Here is a 15,747-nt window from a genome sequence, read left to right on the forward strand (position 1 = left end):
AAAAGGCCGGATGGAGCCCCGACTACCTCGCCTCAATCCTCGGTCAACTTCCCCGTTAACCTGGATTCGCAGCCCTGTTCGCTGGCCCTGCCGATTGACGATCTGTTCAGCCGCGAAGGATTTCCACCCTGCCGCCTCGCGCCCTACATGAAGTTCGAGCGCGAAAAGGAGACCCCATGGGATTGCTGGTCGATGGCAAATGGCAGGAGCGTCCGTCCACAACCAAGAACAGCGGCGGCAAATTCGTGCGGGCGCAATCGCAATGGCGCGACTGGATCACCCGCGACGGAACGCCGGCCGAGGGCCGCAGCCGCGGCTTCAAGGCGGAGCCCGGCCGCTATCACCTCTATGTCTCGCTTGCGTGTCCGTGGGCGCACCGGACGCTGATCTTTCGGGCGCTGAAAAAGCTCGAAGACGTCATTTCGGTGTCCGTGGTCCATCACTTCCTGGGCGCCGATGGTTGGACCTTCCTGGCGCAGGATGGCGGCACCGGCGACGCGCTCTATGGCCTCGATTTCCTGCATCAGATCTACACCAAGGCCGATCCCGCCTATTCCGGCCGGGTAAGCGTGCCGGTGCTGTGGGACAAAAAAGAGCGGACCATCGTCTCCAACGAATCCTCCGAGATCATCCGGATGCTCAATTCCGCCTTCGACGAATGGGGCGACGCAAGCCTCGATTTCTATCCGCATGCCCTGCGTGGCGAGATCGACGCGGTCAACACGCCGGTTTATTCAAACGTCAACAACGGCGTCTATCGCGCCGGCTTCGCCACCACGCAAACCGCCTATGAGGAAGCGTTCGGCGAGTTGTTTTCGACGCTCGATGCGCTGGAAGATCGCCTTTCCAGGCAACGCTATCTGGTTGGTGACCGCATTACCGAGGCCGACTGGCGGCTGTTCACCACTCTGGTGCGCTTCGACCCGGTCTATGTCGGCCACTTCAAGTGCAATATGCGCCGTATCGCCGACTATCCGAACCTATCGAATTATCTGCGCGATCTCTATTCCGTGCCTGGTGTCGCCGACACGGTCAGCCTGCACCACATCAAGGCGCATTATTATCGCAGTCACGAAACGATCAATCCGAAACGGATCGTGCCGGTGGGACCGGAACTCGACTATGGCGCGCCGCACGATCGAGCGCGGTTCGGGAAGGCGGCTGCCTGATTACCAATAGGGCGACGCTGGCATGTTGCCGAAGACCTCGGCAATCCGTCGCAGCGTTGCCGGTGTCGTGCCTTCCGGCAAGCGATCGAGCGGGAAGAAGCCGGCCTCGGCGATTTCACGGTCGGGCAGTTTCGGCGCGATCTGGCTGAAATTTTCGACGAGATAGAAGCCGACATGGTCGCGCCGGCTGGAGCGGCGGTTCAAATGCATCGATTTGAAAACCGGCGGCGTGGTCAGCGCGATGTTGCCTTCCTCGGCCAGTTCGCGCGCCAGCGCGTCGGCCATTGTCTCGCCAGCCTCGACACCGCCGCCGGGGATCTGCCAGCCGGGCACATAGGTGTGGCGAATGAGGAAGACGGAATTGGTGGCGGCATCGTGGATCAGGCCGCGCACACCGAGCGTCATCGGCCGCCGCAGCACGAAATAGAGATGGAACAGGCGGGCCCTCAAACCCGGCCAGCCAGTCTGGCGGAACGGAACCTCGTCGTCGCTCGCCATCAGTCGCGAAACCGTGGGTGGAAAGGGGCGCGCGCGTCGCCTATGAAGGAGGAATGTTCAGGCTCGCGCATATTTCCGATGTCCATCTGGGGCCGCTCCCCGATGTATCCTATCGCGATCTCGCGTCCAAGCGCGTGCTCGGCTACGTCAACTGGCAGCGCAATCGCCGCCGCCACATGCACGATGCCGTCATCGACGCCATCGTCGCCGACATCAAGGCGCAAAACCCGGACCATCTCGCCGTCACCGGCGACCTCGTCAACCTGGCACTCGATGGCGAGATCGAGATGGCCAAACACTGGCTCGAGACGCTGGGGCCACCGCATGACGTTTCGGTCGTACCGGGAAACCATGATGCCTATGTGCCCGGTGCCTTCGACAAGATCTGCCGGTCGTGGGCGGCGTGGATGAGCGGCGACGGTGCCAACACGCCGGTCGATCGCAATGCCTTTCCGTATGTGCGCGTGCGCGGCAATGTCGCGCTGATCGGCGTCTCGACGGCGCGCGCCACGGCGCCCTTCATGGCCAATGGTTTCTTCATGGAGGGGCAGGCGGAGCGGCTCGGCAAGATCCTCGAGAGCACGGCGAAGCAAGGGCTGTTCCGCGTGATCATGATCCATCACCCGCCGGTGCGGGGCGCCGTTTCCCAGCACAAGCGGCTGTTCGGCATCGCCCGCTTCCACAAGATCATCCGTCGCCATGGCGCCGAGCTTGTGCTGCACGGCCATTCGCATCTGCCGTCGCTATTCCAGATCGGGCTTCGCGGTGTAAAGGTCCCAGTCGTCGGTGTCGCCGCCGCCGGCCAGGCGCCGGGCGGCAAACAACCCGCCGCGCAGTACAATCTGTTCGAGATTGACGGCGAAAAGGGGGACTGGCGCATCCGCCTGACGCGGCGCGGCCTGACCGGACCGTCCATACCGCCTTCCGACCTGCAGACCCTGGAACTCGGTGTCGAAGCCGGCGAGGCTATGGCCGCCAGTTGAGAACCATGGCGGCGAGGCGGTCCCAAAAGACCGCGGCGGACACCGCGAGGCCAACCAGTCCGCCGGCGGCGATCAGCCCAAGGCCGGACAGGAAGGCCGACCAGCCCTTGCCTTGCGTCGACGCTCGCAGCGGCGGCTCGGCTTCCGCGACCTCGGCGCGTCTCATGCCGGCGACCGCCGGCTCGACGCCACCTTCCATCATCCTCTGGCGCTCGACGATGCGCTCGGCGACATAACGTGTCACGGAATCGGCGACCGGCTTCATCTCGGTCGATTCGGCAAGCACGACACGGCCAACACGGGTGTCCTTGAGGAAGCGGTAGGTGCGGCGGTCGCGCCCCATCGCGACATGGCTGACGGCGTCGATCCACAGGCGCGGCTGTAGCCCCGAGGAGACCACAAAGTCGAAATTGTCCATGTCGGCTGGAACATCGGCAAAGACGGGCGCGAGGTCCGCGGCCAGGAGGTCGAGGCGCATGCGGTGCGCCTCGCGCATGTCGACCACGACATCGTCGCGGTCAGCGAAGGCGTTCTTCACGTCACGGATGGCATCGGACAGTTTGCTTGACGGATCGATCTTCTCGCCTGCGTCCTTCATCGGCGTCTGCCTCGCGGGGTTGGTTAACACGCAGTTAACACAGCCGCCGGCAAAATGCACTGGCGCTATCAAGGCGGCGAGGCGCCAAGGCGGCGTCGCGCGGGAAGTGTCAGCCGGTCGCGGCGAGTTTCGGGCGCAAGGGCCTGGCGCGGCGGTTCATGTTGCGCCGGATGATCGTGGCGACCAGATCGGGCGCCTCCTCGATCAGCATATGGCCAGCCCCCAGCACGTGGTGCACATGAAATCGCGCGGGCAGATTATCCGTGTGGGTAGAGGGCAGCACGGAGTCGTCGCTGCCCCATACCACCATCACCGGCATGGTCAGTGTGTCCAACCGGTCGCGCGGGATGACGCCCTGCCGGTCGTCGCTGGTCATGGCGGCAGCAATCTCGATGAGTTTCTCCACCTGGCCGGGTCGCCTGCGCATGTCCCCAAGGGCGTCCACGGTGTGATCGATGGGCCGCGTCAGTGGCCCCGACATCGCGACGAGGCACGCCCGGATGTCGGATGGGTGCCTCGCGGCGGCAAAGCGGCGCAACAGCGGGCCGTTGATCTCGGCGCCGAAGCCGCCAGGCGCCAAAAGTGTCAGCGATGCCACCCTCTCGGGCTCGGCCAGCGCCATCAGCGTCGCCACCGCGCCGCCCATCGAGTGGCCCACCAGATGAACGCGCCTTACCGATCGTGCGGTGAGATCGGCGAGGACGGCCTTCGCCGCCACCTTGGCCGGGCCGGCGCCGGGGAAATCGAGCGACAGCCCGTGTCCGGGCAAATCATAAGCGAGTGTGCGCGCGGCAGGCGACAGCGACGGGACCACTTCGTGCCAAATATCATGGCAGCCGCCGAAACCATGCAGCAGAACGATGGTCTTCGAACCGGCACCTCGTTCGGTGGCATGAAGCGATGAAATCATGAAGCTGGGACTTGTTGCAGGGCTATGAGAAACGCGAGATCACCGTCAATTGCGGCTGGATTGCGCCTCGTCTAGTGGGATGGCCAGTAAAATTTTCGCGATTTGTACGGTTGATGACAGAACTCGCCGGCTAACCGATATTCGATGATCGGTGCGTACGAAATCGACAATGCTCAGCGCCGTCGATATTGCTGGGCGTTAGCCTGCGCTGCCGAGTCCGGCGGCGCGTAACGCGCCGACCAAGCGCTCGGTCAGATCGGCCGGATATTTTCGGTCTATGAAGGTCGCGCGCGGGTTGGCGGCGAATTTCGGAAATTTGGCGGTCAGTTCGTCGAGCAGCCTGCGCGCCAGATTGTCCCGACCGGCGATCTTGGCGCCGATCAGCCGGGCGGCAAGATAGTGCGACTTCGTTGCGGTTGTTCTGAGAGAAGAACTGGCGATCGCGGCCTTGTTCGTGTCGCCAAGCATAAGTTCGCCGGCGAAAAGTCCAAAATCCCACCATGTCGGATGGCCGCTGGAGGCATCCACCGCCTGGGCCAGGATCGGCGTCCCCTCGGCATACCGGCCGGCGAAAATCAGACCGTAGCCATAAGCGGCGGCCATGGCGAGATCGTAGCGATTGAGGTCATAGGCCTTGCGCATCCAGCGCAGCGCCTCGTCGGCATTGCCAAGACGGGAATTGATGTAGCCGTAAGAGCGATGCGCATAAGGGCTGGTCGGTCCCATCTGAACGGCGCGGTGGGCGAATGTCATCGCCTTCTCGATGGTGGCATCCGGCGGATAGGCGTAGTGGTCATTCACGGCCTCCAGGTGGAGCGAGGCGAGTTCCGAATAGACCAGCGGTGACTTGGCACCGTTTTCGGCGAGGGTTTCGAGGCAGCGATAGGCGTCCTCGTGGGTCCTCGCGTTCTGGTCGAGATAATATTTGTCGTTGAGCGTCAGGCACTGCGTGAGGGCGGTCTGAATGCCGCTTTGTTCGAGATAGCCGTAGATCGTGCCGGAAGCAGGGAGAGCGGACGTCAAGATGCCGGCTATACTGTTCTCGACGGCGGTCGGTGCGCTGTCGGCGGCGGTCAGATTGCGCGACAAAAGCACCCGTCCGGTCGCCACGCTCTGCAGTTCGATCGTGATGTCACCGGTATCCGGCCCAGGCAGAATATCGAAGATGAAGCTCGTGGCATTGGTGGCCGGATCGGTCGTGTCGACCGTGTTGCGACCGATGAAGTCGATCGTATCGAAGCTGCTCAAGCCGGCGCGCAGCGATGCGGCGACACGGCTGGCATCCGTGCCACTGGCCTTGACGGCGATGTAGACGAGCGGCAAGGCCTCGCTGGCGGGGGACGACGCGACGCTGTCGGTCAGGCCCGCGGTCTCGAGCGTGGCCGCAAGGTCGCCGCCTGCCAACAGCGCACCGCCGCCCTGACGCAGGATCAAAACGCCGAGCATGGCGATGACGACGGCGATCGCCATCCAGAAGAATCCGAGGTGACGTGCCACCGACGGCGCCGGCGCGACCATCGGTGCCGGCAAAGTAGCGGCCGGAATGGCACTTTCGGCGGTGCCGCGTTGCGCCGATGGAGCCGCCGCCGCTCCGTTCTGGATGGCGGGTTGGGACGTCTCCGGCAAGCGGATTGCGTTGAGCTCATAGGCCGGGACATAGCCGCCGCGCGGAATGGCTATGCGGACAGGCTCGGCAACACCTTCATTGGCGAAATATTGCTGCAGCAAGTCACGCAGCCGGCCGGCCTGAACCCGCACCACCGCGTCGGTCGAAGGATCGAAATCGCCATCCTTGCCGAAGACATCCATGGCGATGGAAAAGCCCTTGAGCCTGTCGGCTTCGCCTGCCTGTTCGCGCTCGACAAGATAACGCAGCAGCTTGCGTGCCCGTTCGGATCTTCCGAACGTTTCGCTGGCAAGCAGTCGCTCCAATGTTTCGCGCACTGCGGGGGCGGCAGGCGTGGCATGCTGCAAGTGTCGATCCTCTCGAAGTCGGCACAGGTTAAGGCACGGATCATATAATGCCCACACCGCCATACAAGTATACACGCATTATGTGATCGCGTACCTCACTGGATATTTTTCCGGTGGTTAACGACACGGTCGGTGTCGGCCACGCAATGGTCTTGGGAGTCATCATCAGCCAGTCGAGGCCAAAGCCTTGTTCGGGCTTGAAAAATGGCGGCGCGAGGAAGCTACTTCTGCCTTCGCGCCGCCGACCGCCGATGTTATCGCGCCTTGTGACCGACGATACGGTTGGCCGCTGACGTCACCGCTTCCAGCGAGGCAGCGACGATGTTGGTGTTGATGCCGGCGCCGAACAGCTTGCCGCCGGGATACTCCATCTCGACATAGGAGATGGCCGACGCATTCGAACCGCGCTGCATCGAATGCTCGGAATAATCGAGCACCGACATCTCGACGCCGACATGGCGCGACAGCGCGTCGACGAAGCCGTCGATCGGGCCGGTGCCGGTGCCGGAGATCGTCATTTCCTTGCCATTGTCGAGGATGACCGCCTCGACCACGCGCCGGCCCTTCACCTCGGTGTCGGGATAGGTGTGATGGTCGAGGAACTTCAGCCGGGCGCCCGGCTGGTCGACATAGGTTTCGAGGAAGCGGTCATGAATACGTTTTGCCGGTACTTCCTTGCCTTCGGCGTCGGTGATCGCCTGGATCGCCTGGCTGAACTCGATCTGCAGGTTGCGCGGCAGATTGAGGCCGTAATCGGCCTGCAGCACATAGGCGATGCCGCCCTTGCCCGATTGCGAGTTGATGCGGATGATGGCCTCGTAGCTGCGGCCGACATCGGCGGGATCGATCGGCAGGTAGGGCACTTCCCAGTGCGGCGTGTTGGCCTTCTTCAAGGCCTTCATGCCCTTGTTGATGGCGTCCTGGTGCGAGCCGGAAAAGGCGGTGTAGACGAGTTCGCCGACATAGGGATGGCGCTCGGGAATCTTCAGCTGGTTCGAATATTCGTAGACGTCCTTCATCCGGTTGATGTCGGAGCAGTCGATGCCCGGATCGACGCCTTGCGTGTACATGTTGAGCGCCAGCGTGACGATGTCGACATTGCCGGTGCGCTCGCCATTGCCGAACAGCGTGCCTTCGACGCGGTCGGCCCCGGCCATCAGGCCGAGTTCGGTGGTGGCGATGCCGGTGCCGCGATCATTGTGTGGATGCAGCGAGATGATCAGGTTTTCGCGGTTGTCGAGGTTGCGGCACATCCATTCGATGCGGTCGGCATAGATGTTGGGCGTCGACATCTCGACCGTCGACGGCAGGTTGATGATCAGCTTGTTGTCAGGGGTCGGCCTGACGATCTCGGTGACGGCGTTGCAAATCTCCAGAGCGACCTCGAGTTCGGTGCCGGTGAAGCTCTCCGGCGAATATTCGAAGCGATAGCCGCCGCCGGCCTTGGCCGCCATGTCGGTGATCATCTTGGCGGCGTCGGTGGCGATGCGCTTGATGCCGCCGACATCCTTCTCGAAGACGACGCGGCGCTGCAACTCGCTGGTCGAGTTGTAGAAATGCACGATCGGATTGGTGGCGCCCTTCAGGGCCTCGAAGGTGCGGCTGATCAGTTCGGGTCGGCACTGCACCAGCACCTGCAACGACACGTCGGCCGCCACATTGCCTTCCTCGATGCACCAGCGGGCGAAATCGAAGTCGGTCTGCGAAGCCGACGGGAAGCCGATCTCGATCTCCTTGAAGCCCATGTCGAGCAGCAGGCCGAACATGCGCGCCTTGCGCTCGTGGCCCATCGGATCGATCAGCGCCTGGTTGCCGTCGCGCAGGTCGACCGAGCACCAGATGGGCGCCTTGTCGATGACCTTCGAGGGCCAGGTCCGGTCGGTGAGGCCGACGGTAGGGTAGGGCTGATATTTTCGGGCCGCGTCCGGCATGCCCCGGATTGGTTCCATTTCCTTGCCGGCTACCGCGGCATCATGGCGGATTTCTTCTCGTGCGTTCATCGTCGTTTCTCCCGGCGGCCGGCGGGTCCGCCCTTCAGGCGGATGTGGTGCCAAGCGGCGCCTATACCAGAATTTCGTTCGCTTGATGTGAATTGCCAAGGAGCATGCGCTTGCGCGGCGGTTCGACCGCCGGGCGCTCCTTCAGCGAACCCGGCGATCGCCGATAAGGCCGAGAAGAAGCAGGGTCGAGGCAAGCGCGCGCACGGTCTTGCCGGCAAAACCGGTCTGACGGGAAGCAATGGTGGCGCGCATGTTCATGGCCGCTCTCATACAGGAGCGGCCTGTTTGAGGCAAGCGGGGCCGGCCCCGTCGAATTTTATCCCTGGGCGGGTGCTCTTCCCCATACGCTGCAAATGGGCCAGAGTTGAACGGTGGCGGGGTGCCGCCGGCAGGGGGTCGTCCATGAATTTCGTGTTCTTCTCGCCGCATTTTCCCGCCAATGGCGCCGATTTCTGCGACCGGCTGAAGAAGGCCGGCGCCACTGTGCTCGGCATTGGCGATGCGCCTTTCGACGCTCTGGACAGCAAGCTGAAAGCTGCGCTTTCGGAATACTACCGCGTCGCCGACATGGAGGACTATGAGCCGGTGTTCCGGGCGATCGGCCATTTCATCCACAAATGGGGCCGTATCGACCGCTTCGAATCGCTCAACGAGCACTGGCTGGAACTGGAAGCCAACATTCGCACCGACTTCAACATCTACGGCACCAAGCTCGATTTCGTGAAGAACCTGAAGCGCAAGAGCCGCATGCGCGCCTTCTTCCGCAAGAGCGGCGTCGAGACCATCGCGCAGCGCAAATGTTCCGACCGGGCCGGCGCCATGACCTTCGTCCGCCGCGTCGGCTATCCCGTCGTGGTGAAACCGGATTCAGGCTCCGGCGCTTCGAACACGTTCAAGATCTCCAATGCGAAAGAGCTCGACCAATTCTTCCGGGACAAGCCGGAGGACGTGACCTTCGTCATGGAGCAGTTCATCGAGGGGCTGGTGGTGACTTATGACGGGCTGGTCAACCGCGACGGCGAGGTGGTGCTGGCGGCCAGCCACCGCTACGACCAGAGCGTCATGGATGTGGTCAACAAGGACCGCCACATGAGCTACACCTGCTTTCCCCGGATCAGGCCTGTCGTCGAGGAGGCCGGCCGCAAGATCCTGAAGGCGTTCGACGTGCGCGAGCGCTTTTTCCACATCGAACTGTTCGAGACCAGGGACGACCGCATCATCGCGCTGGAGGTCAACATGCGGCCGCCCGGCGCCTGGATGACCGACGCGATCAACTACACGTTCGACATCGATGTCTACGCGGCATGGGCGGACATGGTGGTCAAGGACGCCGCCGGCGGCCCTTATGAGGGCAAGTATTTCACCGCCTATGCCAGCCGCAAGCGCCATCTCGACTATTTGCACAGCCATGCGGACGTGCTAGCCGCGCACGGCGACAAGATCGTCCATCATCAGCCAATAGAAGAGGTTTTCAGCCGCGCCATGGGGAATTACGCCTACCAGATGCGCTCTAAGGACCAGGCGGAGCTGCGCGAGGCGGTGGCCTATATCCATGCGGAAAAGGCTTGAGGGCATGGACATTTCCTATCACAAGGCTTTCGCCCGCAATCTCGGCCGCGACATGGAGTACAAGCGCTACGGCCATGCCGGCCGGCCTGTCGTGGTGTTCCCGACCTCGCAGGGCCGGTTCTACCAGTTCGAGGATTCCGGCGGGGTGGGGGCGCTGGCCGAGTTCATCGACACCGGCCGCATCCAGTTGTTCACCGTCGACGGCATCGATTCGGAATCCTTCTTCGCCAGGGATGTCGATGCCGCGCACCGTATCGCCCGTCACGAGGCCTATTTCCGCTATGTGCGCGAGGAGGCGCTGCCGGAATTCCTGTCCACCGCCGCGCAGGCCAATGGCGGGCGCAAGCTGAAGCCGCTGTTTTCAGGCTGTTCGATGGGAGGCTACCATTCCTCGAACTTCGTCTTCCGTTTTCCCGAACTCGCCAGCGGCGTCATTTCGCTGTCGGGGGTCTATTCGGCCCGCGATTTCTTCGGCAAGGCGCTCGACGGCGACATCTTCTACAACTCGCCGCTCGATTATCTGCCAGGGATCGTCGACCCGAAGCTGCTGGCGCGGCTGAAGACGCTCAGGCTGATCTTCTGCTGCGGGCAGGGCGCCTGGGAGGAGCGCATGCTGGTCGAGACGCGCCAGCTGGAACAGATCCTGCGCGACAAATCCATTCCCGCCTGGGTCGATTATTGGGGTGGCGACGTCAGCCATGATTGGCCGTGGTGGCACAAGCAACTGGCGTATTTCTTCGGCCGCTGGTTGGATGACGATCTGATGCACAGATTGGACTGAGGTGCGTTGATATCCAGCTGGCCCGCAAATGGCTGATGCCTACCCTTCCTGGCAGGCCGGCAGCGGGACGACCTCACGTTCCGCCGCCGATCCGCGACGCAGGCCGAGGAAGACGACCAGGGCGGTGACGATGGTGATAGCCGCCAGCACGATCAACAGCCTGTCGAACGCCGCTTCGTAGGCCTCGACCAGAACGGTGGCGGCGGCCTCCGGTAAATGTTGTGCGGTTGCGCCGACATTTCCAGTTACCAGCAACTGCGCCGCGGCGGCCGCATCGCTGGAAGACGCAGCGCCTCGAGCGGCGAGCTGCGTGGCGGTGAAGCCTGACAGGCTTGCCATGACTATGGCCAGCGCCACACCCTCGCAAGCGACACGGGTGGTGTTGAAGATGCCGACGGCCATGCCGGCGCGCTCCGTCGGCACGACGCTGACGGCGAGCCCGTCCATCAATCCCCAGGGCAAGGCGATGCCGGCGCCGATCAGGATCAGCGGCGCGACCAGCGCGACGGCGACCGATGGCGTCAGGCTCAGCCAGACCAAACCGGCTGCCGCGACGAGCAGTCCGACGCCGCAGATCGTGGCCGGAGCGATCCAGCGCGCCAATTGGCCGGCGAGCAGGGGCAGGACCAGCAGCGGCCCGGAGAGGCAGATCATCAATTGCCCGGCCTTGATCTCGCTCATTCCTTCGATGCCGATGAAGCGGATCGGCAAAAGCACGAGCAGGACGACGAAGCCATAGGCGGGCGCCGCCGCAAGAAACTGGACGCCGACGAAGCGCGGAAAGCGAAACAGGGTAAGATCGAGCATCGGCCGGCGCACGCGCCGCTCGACGACGACGAACAGCACAAAGCAAAGGAAGGCCACGCCGAGAAGCGTTACCACAAGAGGATCGGCCCAGCCGCTCTGCGGCGCCTGCAACACGCCATAGGTAAGCGAGGCCAGCGCGACGGTGAACGTGCCGGCGCCCGCCCAGTCGAGGCCGGTCGCATCCGGGTCACGCGATTCCCTGATCGTGCGCAGGCTGAGGATTGCCGAGGCAACCGCGAGTGCCACGACCAGAACAAAGATCGAGCGCCAGCCGAATGCGGCGATGAGCAGGCCGGAGGCGATCGGGCCGAAGGCCAGCCCGATGCCGAAACTGGTGCCGAGGAAGGAGAAGGCGCGTAGCCGCAATGGTCCCTCGAATTCCTGGGCAAGTGCGGAGGCGCCGCCGGCGAAGGCCAGGGCACTGCCGAGCCCTTGCGCGGCCCTGAATATGTCGAACCAGGCGATGTCGGGCGCCAGCATCGCGGCGAGCGAAGCGAGGATGTAGAGGGCGAGACCGACGAGGAAGATCCGCTTGCGGCCATGATTGTCAGCCAGAGCGCCCGCCGCCATCAGGCTGGCGGCGAAGGTCAGCATGAAAGCGTTGGTCACCCAATTGAGCGCGATCGGGCTGCCGCCGAGATCGGCCGCGATGCGGGAAAGCGCGACGGCCGGCCCGGTGAAGGTCAGGGGCATCGTCATGGCGGCAAGGCATACGGACAAGAGCACGAGCCATCTCTCGGCCGGGCCGACGGTGATCTTCAAAGTCATGGGTTTTCCTGTCTGAGCAGTCTGCGCCGGCATGCTGCGCTATCGCGGCGCCGGTCATGCGGACCAAGATAGGTCGGCGACGGCTCCGGAAAAATGGTATTAAATATCTCGACATAACGGACTGAAACGCTCGAATGGAGCAGTTTGATGGATCGCCTCAGCGGCCTTCTGGCCTTCGCCCGTACCGCCGAATTCGGCAGCTTCGTCGCCGCCGGCCGGGCGCTCGGCATCTCCGCTTCCGCAGTCGGAAAAAGTGTCGCGCGGCTCGAACAGGAACTCGGTGTGCGGCTGCTGCAGCGCTCCACGCGGCGGATCGGCCTGACGGAGGAAGGCAAGCTGTTCAACGAGCGCGTGCGACGTATCCTCGACGACATCGGCGATGCCGAGGCGATGCTGTCGCGGACACGCGAGACGCCGCGTGGGCGGCTGCGCGTCTCGACCCCGATCGTCACCTATCACCTTTTGCTGCCGGTGCTGTCGGAGTTCATGGCGCGCTATCCCGAGATCGAGCTCGACATCGATTTCAACGACCGGATCGTCGACCTCATCGAGGAAGGCATCGACGTCGCGATCCGCAGCGGCGAGCTGCCCGATTCACGATTGGTGTCCAGACCCATTGCGCCGTTTCGCATGCTGCTGTGCGCGGCGCCTTCCTATCTCGAACGCCATGGCATACCCCGCGTGCCGGCGGATCTCATCCGGCATTTCGGCATAAACTTCCGCTATCTCAACAGCGGCAGGCTGCTGGACTGGCCGTTCATTACCGGGAGCGCCCAACCGCAGATCCGTTCGATGCTGACGTGCAACAACATGGAAGCCTTGAAAGGCGCCGCGATCGCCGGCCTCGGCATCGCCTGCATGCCCGATTTCCTGGTGCGGGAGGCACTGCGCGAGGACAGGCTGCGCACCGTACTGGACGATCATGTCGATGGCCGTGGCCAGTTCCGGATGCTGTGGCCCTCCAATCGCCATCTGTCGCCAAAGGTGCGCGTCTTCGTCGATTTCCTGCCCGAACGCCTTGCGGCGGCGCGATAGGATCGCACGCTGCCGCGCTTTCACTCCCTGATGCTTCTGGCCACCAGCCGCGCGATGCTCGGGCCGACAAGCAGCACGATCAGGAAACGCGCCGACTGGAGCGCCATGACGAAGGAGATGTCGACGTTCTGCGCGGCGGCGGCGATGATGGCGACGCTGTCCATGCCGCCGGGGCTGGTCGCCAGATAGGCGGTCAGAGGGTCGACGCCGGCGAGATGGCTGATGAGGAAGGCCAGGCCGCCGCAAAAGGCGATCAACGCGACGATCGAGGCGATGATCTGCGGCAGGGCGCGTGCCGCATGGCGCAGGATCGGTCTGGTGAAGTTCAGGCCGATCGACCAGCCGACCATAGCGTAACTGATCGCCAGCAGCCATTGCGGCAATTGCATCGGCACCCCGAGGCCAAGATGGATCACGGTGCCGAAGATGAAGCTGCCAAGGAAGAAAGGCGAGGGCAGCCGGCAAAGCCTACCCGCCAGGCCGCCGACGATTGCCATGCCGATGGTGGCGGCGAAGGGCTGCGGATCGATCGCCGGGAACCAGTCGATGGGCGGGACCTCGATGCCCGAGGTGTCGACCCACATCTTGGCAACGAGGGCCGCCGTCATCGAAACGAAGATGACGCGCAGATACTGCATGAAGGCGACAAGGCGCTGGTCGGCGCCAAAGGCGCCGGCCATCAGCACCATGGCAGTAGCGGCCCCCGGCGAAGAGCCCCAGACGGCGGTAGTGCCGGGCAGGATGCGCCAGCGGCTGATCAGCCAGCCAAGCAGGCTCGAGGCCGCGACGGTGGCGATCACCACGCCGAGGAACAGCGGCCATTCCTTGTAGAAGACCGGAAAGATATCGGCCGAGATCGAAGCCGCGACGAGGCAGCCGACGACAGCCTGGGCGGAGCCGAACAGAAGGCGCGGCACCCGCACAGTGGCGCCATTGGTGCCGGCGATGATGGCTGCCAGCATTGGTCCGATCAGCAGTGCCGCCGGCAGGGCCGCGAGTTCCAGCGCACCGGCAAACAGGGTGGAGATGACCAGCAGGATCAACCATTGCCATGGCTTGCTCAGCCGCTCCATGCGCTCGATGGCGGGCTGGTCGGGATATGGCTGCTCGGCCTCGGAATCCATGCTCTGGTCTTAGACCGGGCGGCAAGGAATGCGAACCCGCTCGCGTCAAAAAATGCGACAGCTTCTAGGTATCCGTGCCGAACAAGTGCTCGATCTCTCCACCGCCTATGCGATCGAAATGGTCGGGTACGGAAAACTGGCCAGCCATAAAGCCAACCCGTCGCGCCTGTGCCGGGGGCGATGGATCGAGAGGCATGACTTTGACCAATGGTTTGCCAGCCCTGGCGATGATGAATGGCTCGCCTTTGGCGGCCAGGTCAACGAGACGTGAAAGATTGGCCTTCGCATCGCTAATGTTAACGGTCTGCATCGCGCCGCCCGCCCACCTCAGCCCGTTTTGGCTTCAGCCAAGCCGAAGCCGCCGACCGGGTGGGTCTCCACCTGGAACTCGAAGCCGCCGATGAAGGGGCGTGCCTTGGCGATGGCCGCCTGGACTTCCGGTAGCTGCAGGGATGCCTTGTGGCTTGCCTGATCGGTCCACACTTCGGTCACCCAGATCGCGTCGGCGTCGGCCGGGTCGGTGGCGATGATATAGCTCAGGCAGCCGGGCAGGGCGCCGGTGCTCTCGCGCAGCACAGTCATGACAGCGTCGCGTTGGCCGCGCGCCGCCCGCATCTTGCCGATCAGTCCGTACATGTCCTCGTCCCCTGGGTTGGCGCGAAAGGAGTGTGTTTAGTATGCCGATCGCCGGTCAAGGCATCAACTGGCCGCCATTGACCTCGATCACCTGGCCGGTGATGTAGCCGCTCAACAGGTCCGATGAGAGGAACAGATAGGCGCCGACGCAATCTTGCGCCGTGCCGGCGCGGCCCTGCGGAATGGTGGCGACCATGCCCTTGATCTGCTCGTCGGTCGAATAGCGTTCGTGGAAGGGGGTGAGGATGGTACCTGGCGCCACGGCGTTGACGCGGATGCCGAAGCCGATCAGTTCCTTGGCCATGCCGCGTGTGACGTTGGAGACGAAGGCCTTGGCCGAGCCATAAAGGCCAGCGCCGCCGCCTGCACCATTGCGCGCGGCGATGGACGAGGTGTTGACGATGAAGCCGCCCTGTTTTTTCAGCCACGGGATCGCCTTACGCGAGGCGGTCAGCACCGAGCGTGCGTTGAGATCCATCACCGCGTCGTAATGCGCCTCGGTCTGCTCGGCATAGGGCACGCGGCCGAGCATGCCGCCGGCATTGTTGACGAGCCCGTCGAGGCGGCCGAAATGTCGCGCGGTGTCCTCGACGACGCGTCCGACATCGGCGGGAAGAGAAAAATCGCCCTGGACGAGGAAGACCTCGCCGCCGCCGTCGCGAATGATCCGGCCGAGTTTTTCGGCGGCGTCGCGGCTGGAATTATAGTGCAGCGCCACTTTGCATTTCTGCTCGGCATAGGCGAGCGCGAGGGCTGCGCCGATGCCGGTCGAGGCGCCGGTGACCAGTACCGCCTTGCCGGCGAGATCGGGGATGACAAGACCAAGGGCTGTCTCTGGCACGGCTGTTCCTCCGGGGATCTTCAAGATTCTTGGCGGGTCTTGCCACCCTTGCAT

15 protein-coding genes are annotated in these 15,747 nt (G+C 63.6%); 5 read left to right on the forward strand and 10 right to left on the reverse strand.

Annotation, left to right across the window (positions count from 1 at the left end):
- The first annotated feature begins 176 nt into the window (after nucleotides 1–176).
- Nucleotides 177–1,169 (forward strand): glutathione S-transferase family protein, encoded by a 993-nt coding sequence (locus tag LB543_RS16270; RefSeq protein ID WP_140813600.1) that lies wholly within the window; start codon nucleotides 177–179, stop codon nucleotides 1,167–1,169.
- Here the strand turns inward: LB543_RS16270 and LB543_RS16275 are convergent, their stop codons facing one another.
- Complete coding sequence (locus LB543_RS16275) at nucleotides 1,170–1,667, reverse strand: NUDIX domain-containing protein (protein ID WP_224614776.1); 498 nt, start codon at nucleotides 1,665–1,667, stop codon at nucleotides 1,170–1,172. It abuts the gene before it with no gap.
- Nucleotides 1,668–1,720: 53 nt separating this feature from the next.
- Between LB543_RS16275 and LB543_RS16280 the strand changes: the two genes are divergently transcribed.
- Nucleotides 1,721–2,650 carry a metallophosphoesterase family protein gene (locus LB543_RS16280; protein ID WP_224614777.1) on the forward strand — a complete coding sequence of 310 codons (930 nt, stop codon included), beginning with the start codon at nucleotides 1,721–1,723 and terminating at the stop codon, nucleotides 2,648–2,650.
- Here the strand turns inward: LB543_RS16280 and LB543_RS16285 are convergent.
- The 4 genes from LB543_RS16285 to leuA form a co-directional block, all read right to left on the reverse strand.
- Nucleotides 2,634–3,248, reverse strand: coding sequence for a hypothetical protein (locus tag LB543_RS16285; protein ID WP_140758538.1), 615 nt, complete (start codon nucleotides 3,246–3,248; stop codon nucleotides 2,634–2,636). The two genes, LB543_RS16280 and LB543_RS16285, sit on opposite strands and share 17 nt — an antisense overlap.
- Before the next feature lie 109 nt (nucleotides 3,249–3,357).
- On the reverse strand, nucleotides 3,358–4,158 hold the full coding sequence (locus LB543_RS16290; protein WP_224614778.1) for an alpha/beta fold hydrolase: 801 nt from the start codon (nucleotides 4,156–4,158) through the stop codon (nucleotides 3,358–3,360).
- A 198-nt stretch (nucleotides 4,159–4,356) separates the two neighbouring features.
- Nucleotides 4,357–6,132, reverse strand: a complete 1,776-nt coding sequence (locus tag LB543_RS16295; protein WP_140758536.1) for a tetratricopeptide repeat protein — start codon at nucleotides 6,130–6,132, stop codon at nucleotides 4,357–4,359.
- Between the two features lie 254 nt (nucleotides 6,133–6,386).
- Complete coding sequence (leuA, locus tag LB543_RS16300; protein WP_224614779.1) at nucleotides 6,387–8,132, reverse strand: 2-isopropylmalate synthase; 1,746 nt, start codon at nucleotides 8,130–8,132, stop codon at nucleotides 6,387–6,389.
- Nucleotides 8,133–8,534: 402 nt separating this feature from the next.
- Between leuA and LB543_RS16305 the strand changes: the two genes are divergently transcribed.
- Both LB543_RS16305 and LB543_RS16310 read left to right on the forward strand, forming a co-directional pair.
- A complete protein-coding gene (locus tag LB543_RS16305; protein ID WP_224614780.1) occupies nucleotides 8,535–9,701 on the forward strand; it encodes an ATP-grasp domain-containing protein in 1,167 nt (388 codons plus the stop codon).
- Nucleotides 9,702–9,705: 4 nt separating this feature from the next.
- Entirely contained in the window at nucleotides 9,706–10,482 is a 777-nt protein-coding gene (locus LB543_RS16310; protein WP_224614781.1) for an esterase family protein, read from the forward strand.
- A gap of 39 nt (nucleotides 10,483–10,521) precedes the next feature.
- Here the strand turns inward: LB543_RS16310 and LB543_RS16315 are convergent, their stop codons facing one another.
- Complete coding sequence (locus tag LB543_RS16315) at nucleotides 10,522–12,057, reverse strand: MFS transporter (protein ID WP_224614782.1); 1,536 nt, start codon at nucleotides 12,055–12,057, stop codon at nucleotides 10,522–10,524.
- Nucleotides 12,058–12,204: 147 nt separating this feature from the next.
- Here LB543_RS16315 and LB543_RS16320 point away from each other — a divergent pair, with 147 nt between their 5' ends.
- Nucleotides 12,205–13,092 (forward strand): LysR family transcriptional regulator, encoded by an 888-nt coding sequence (locus LB543_RS16320; RefSeq protein WP_224614783.1) that lies wholly within the window; start codon nucleotides 12,205–12,207, stop codon nucleotides 13,090–13,092.
- Nucleotides 13,093–13,112: 20 nt separating this feature from the next.
- On the opposite strand, the gene LB543_RS16325 is transcribed toward LB543_RS16320, so the two are convergent.
- The 4 genes from LB543_RS16325 to LB543_RS16340 form a co-directional block, all read right to left on the reverse strand.
- On the reverse strand, nucleotides 13,113–14,216 hold the full coding sequence (locus LB543_RS16325; protein WP_224614784.1) for an AbrB family transcriptional regulator: 1,104 nt from the start codon (nucleotides 14,214–14,216) through the stop codon (nucleotides 13,113–13,115).
- Between the two features lie 64 nt (nucleotides 14,217–14,280).
- A complete protein-coding gene (locus tag LB543_RS16330; protein WP_140813589.1) occupies nucleotides 14,281–14,526 on the reverse strand; it encodes a type II toxin-antitoxin system Phd/YefM family antitoxin in 246 nt (81 codons plus the stop codon).
- Between the two features lie 17 nt (nucleotides 14,527–14,543).
- Nucleotides 14,544–14,852 (reverse strand): putative quinol monooxygenase, encoded by a 309-nt coding sequence (locus tag LB543_RS16335; RefSeq protein WP_023770344.1) that lies wholly within the window; start codon nucleotides 14,850–14,852, stop codon nucleotides 14,544–14,546.
- Nucleotides 14,853–14,907: 55 nt separating this feature from the next.
- Nucleotides 14,908–15,693, reverse strand: a complete 786-nt coding sequence (locus LB543_RS16340; protein ID WP_224614785.1) for an SDR family NAD(P)-dependent oxidoreductase — start codon at nucleotides 15,691–15,693, stop codon at nucleotides 14,908–14,910.
- Between the last annotated feature and the right edge of the window lie 54 nt (nucleotides 15,694–15,747).

This window comes from Mesorhizobium sp. ESP7-2 (assembly GCF_020164715.1).
Taxonomy (GTDB): domain Bacteria; phylum Pseudomonadota; class Alphaproteobacteria; order Rhizobiales; family Rhizobiaceae; genus Mesorhizobium.

What these genes read in the sequence shown, in the direction of transcription:
- LB543_RS16270 (WP_140813600.1), top strand. Translation starts at nt 177, where the DNA reads ATGGGATTGCTGGTCGATGGCAAATGGCAGGAGCGTCCGTCCACAACC.
- LB543_RS16275 (WP_224614776.1), bottom strand. Translation starts at nt 1,667, where the DNA reads ATGGCGAGCGACGACGAGGTTCCGTTCCGCCAGACTGGCTGGCCGGGT.
- LB543_RS16280 (WP_224614777.1), top strand. Translation starts at nt 1,721, where the DNA reads ATGTTCAGGCTCGCGCATATTTCCGATGTCCATCTGGGGCCGCTCCCC.
- LB543_RS16285 (WP_140758538.1), bottom strand. Translation starts at nt 3,248, where the DNA reads ATGAAGGACGCAGGCGAGAAGATCGATCCGTCAAGCAAACTGTCCGAT.
- LB543_RS16290 (WP_224614778.1), bottom strand. Translation starts at nt 4,158, where the DNA reads ATGATTTCATCGCTTCATGCCACCGAACGAGGTGCCGGTTCGAAGACC.
- leuA (WP_224614779.1), bottom strand. Translation starts at nt 8,132, where the DNA reads ATGAACGCACGAGAAGAAATCCGCCATGATGCCGCGGTAGCCGGCAAG.
- LB543_RS16305 (WP_224614780.1), top strand. Translation starts at nt 8,535, where the DNA reads ATGAATTTCGTGTTCTTCTCGCCGCATTTTCCCGCCAATGGCGCCGAT.
- LB543_RS16310 (WP_224614781.1), top strand. Translation starts at nt 9,706, where the DNA reads ATGGACATTTCCTATCACAAGGCTTTCGCCCGCAATCTCGGCCGCGAC.
- LB543_RS16315 (WP_224614782.1), bottom strand. Translation starts at nt 12,057, where the DNA reads ATGACTTTGAAGATCACCGTCGGCCCGGCCGAGAGATGGCTCGTGCTC.
- LB543_RS16320 (WP_224614783.1), top strand. Translation starts at nt 12,205, where the DNA reads ATGGATCGCCTCAGCGGCCTTCTGGCCTTCGCCCGTACCGCCGAATTC.
- LB543_RS16325 (WP_224614784.1), bottom strand. Translation starts at nt 14,216, where the DNA reads ATGGATTCCGAGGCCGAGCAGCCATATCCCGACCAGCCCGCCATCGAG.
- LB543_RS16330 (WP_140813589.1), bottom strand. Translation starts at nt 14,526, where the DNA reads ATGCAGACCGTTAACATTAGCGATGCGAAGGCCAATCTTTCACGTCTC.
- LB543_RS16335 (WP_023770344.1), bottom strand. Translation starts at nt 14,852, where the DNA reads ATGTACGGACTGATCGGCAAGATGCGGGCGGCGCGCGGCCAACGCGAC.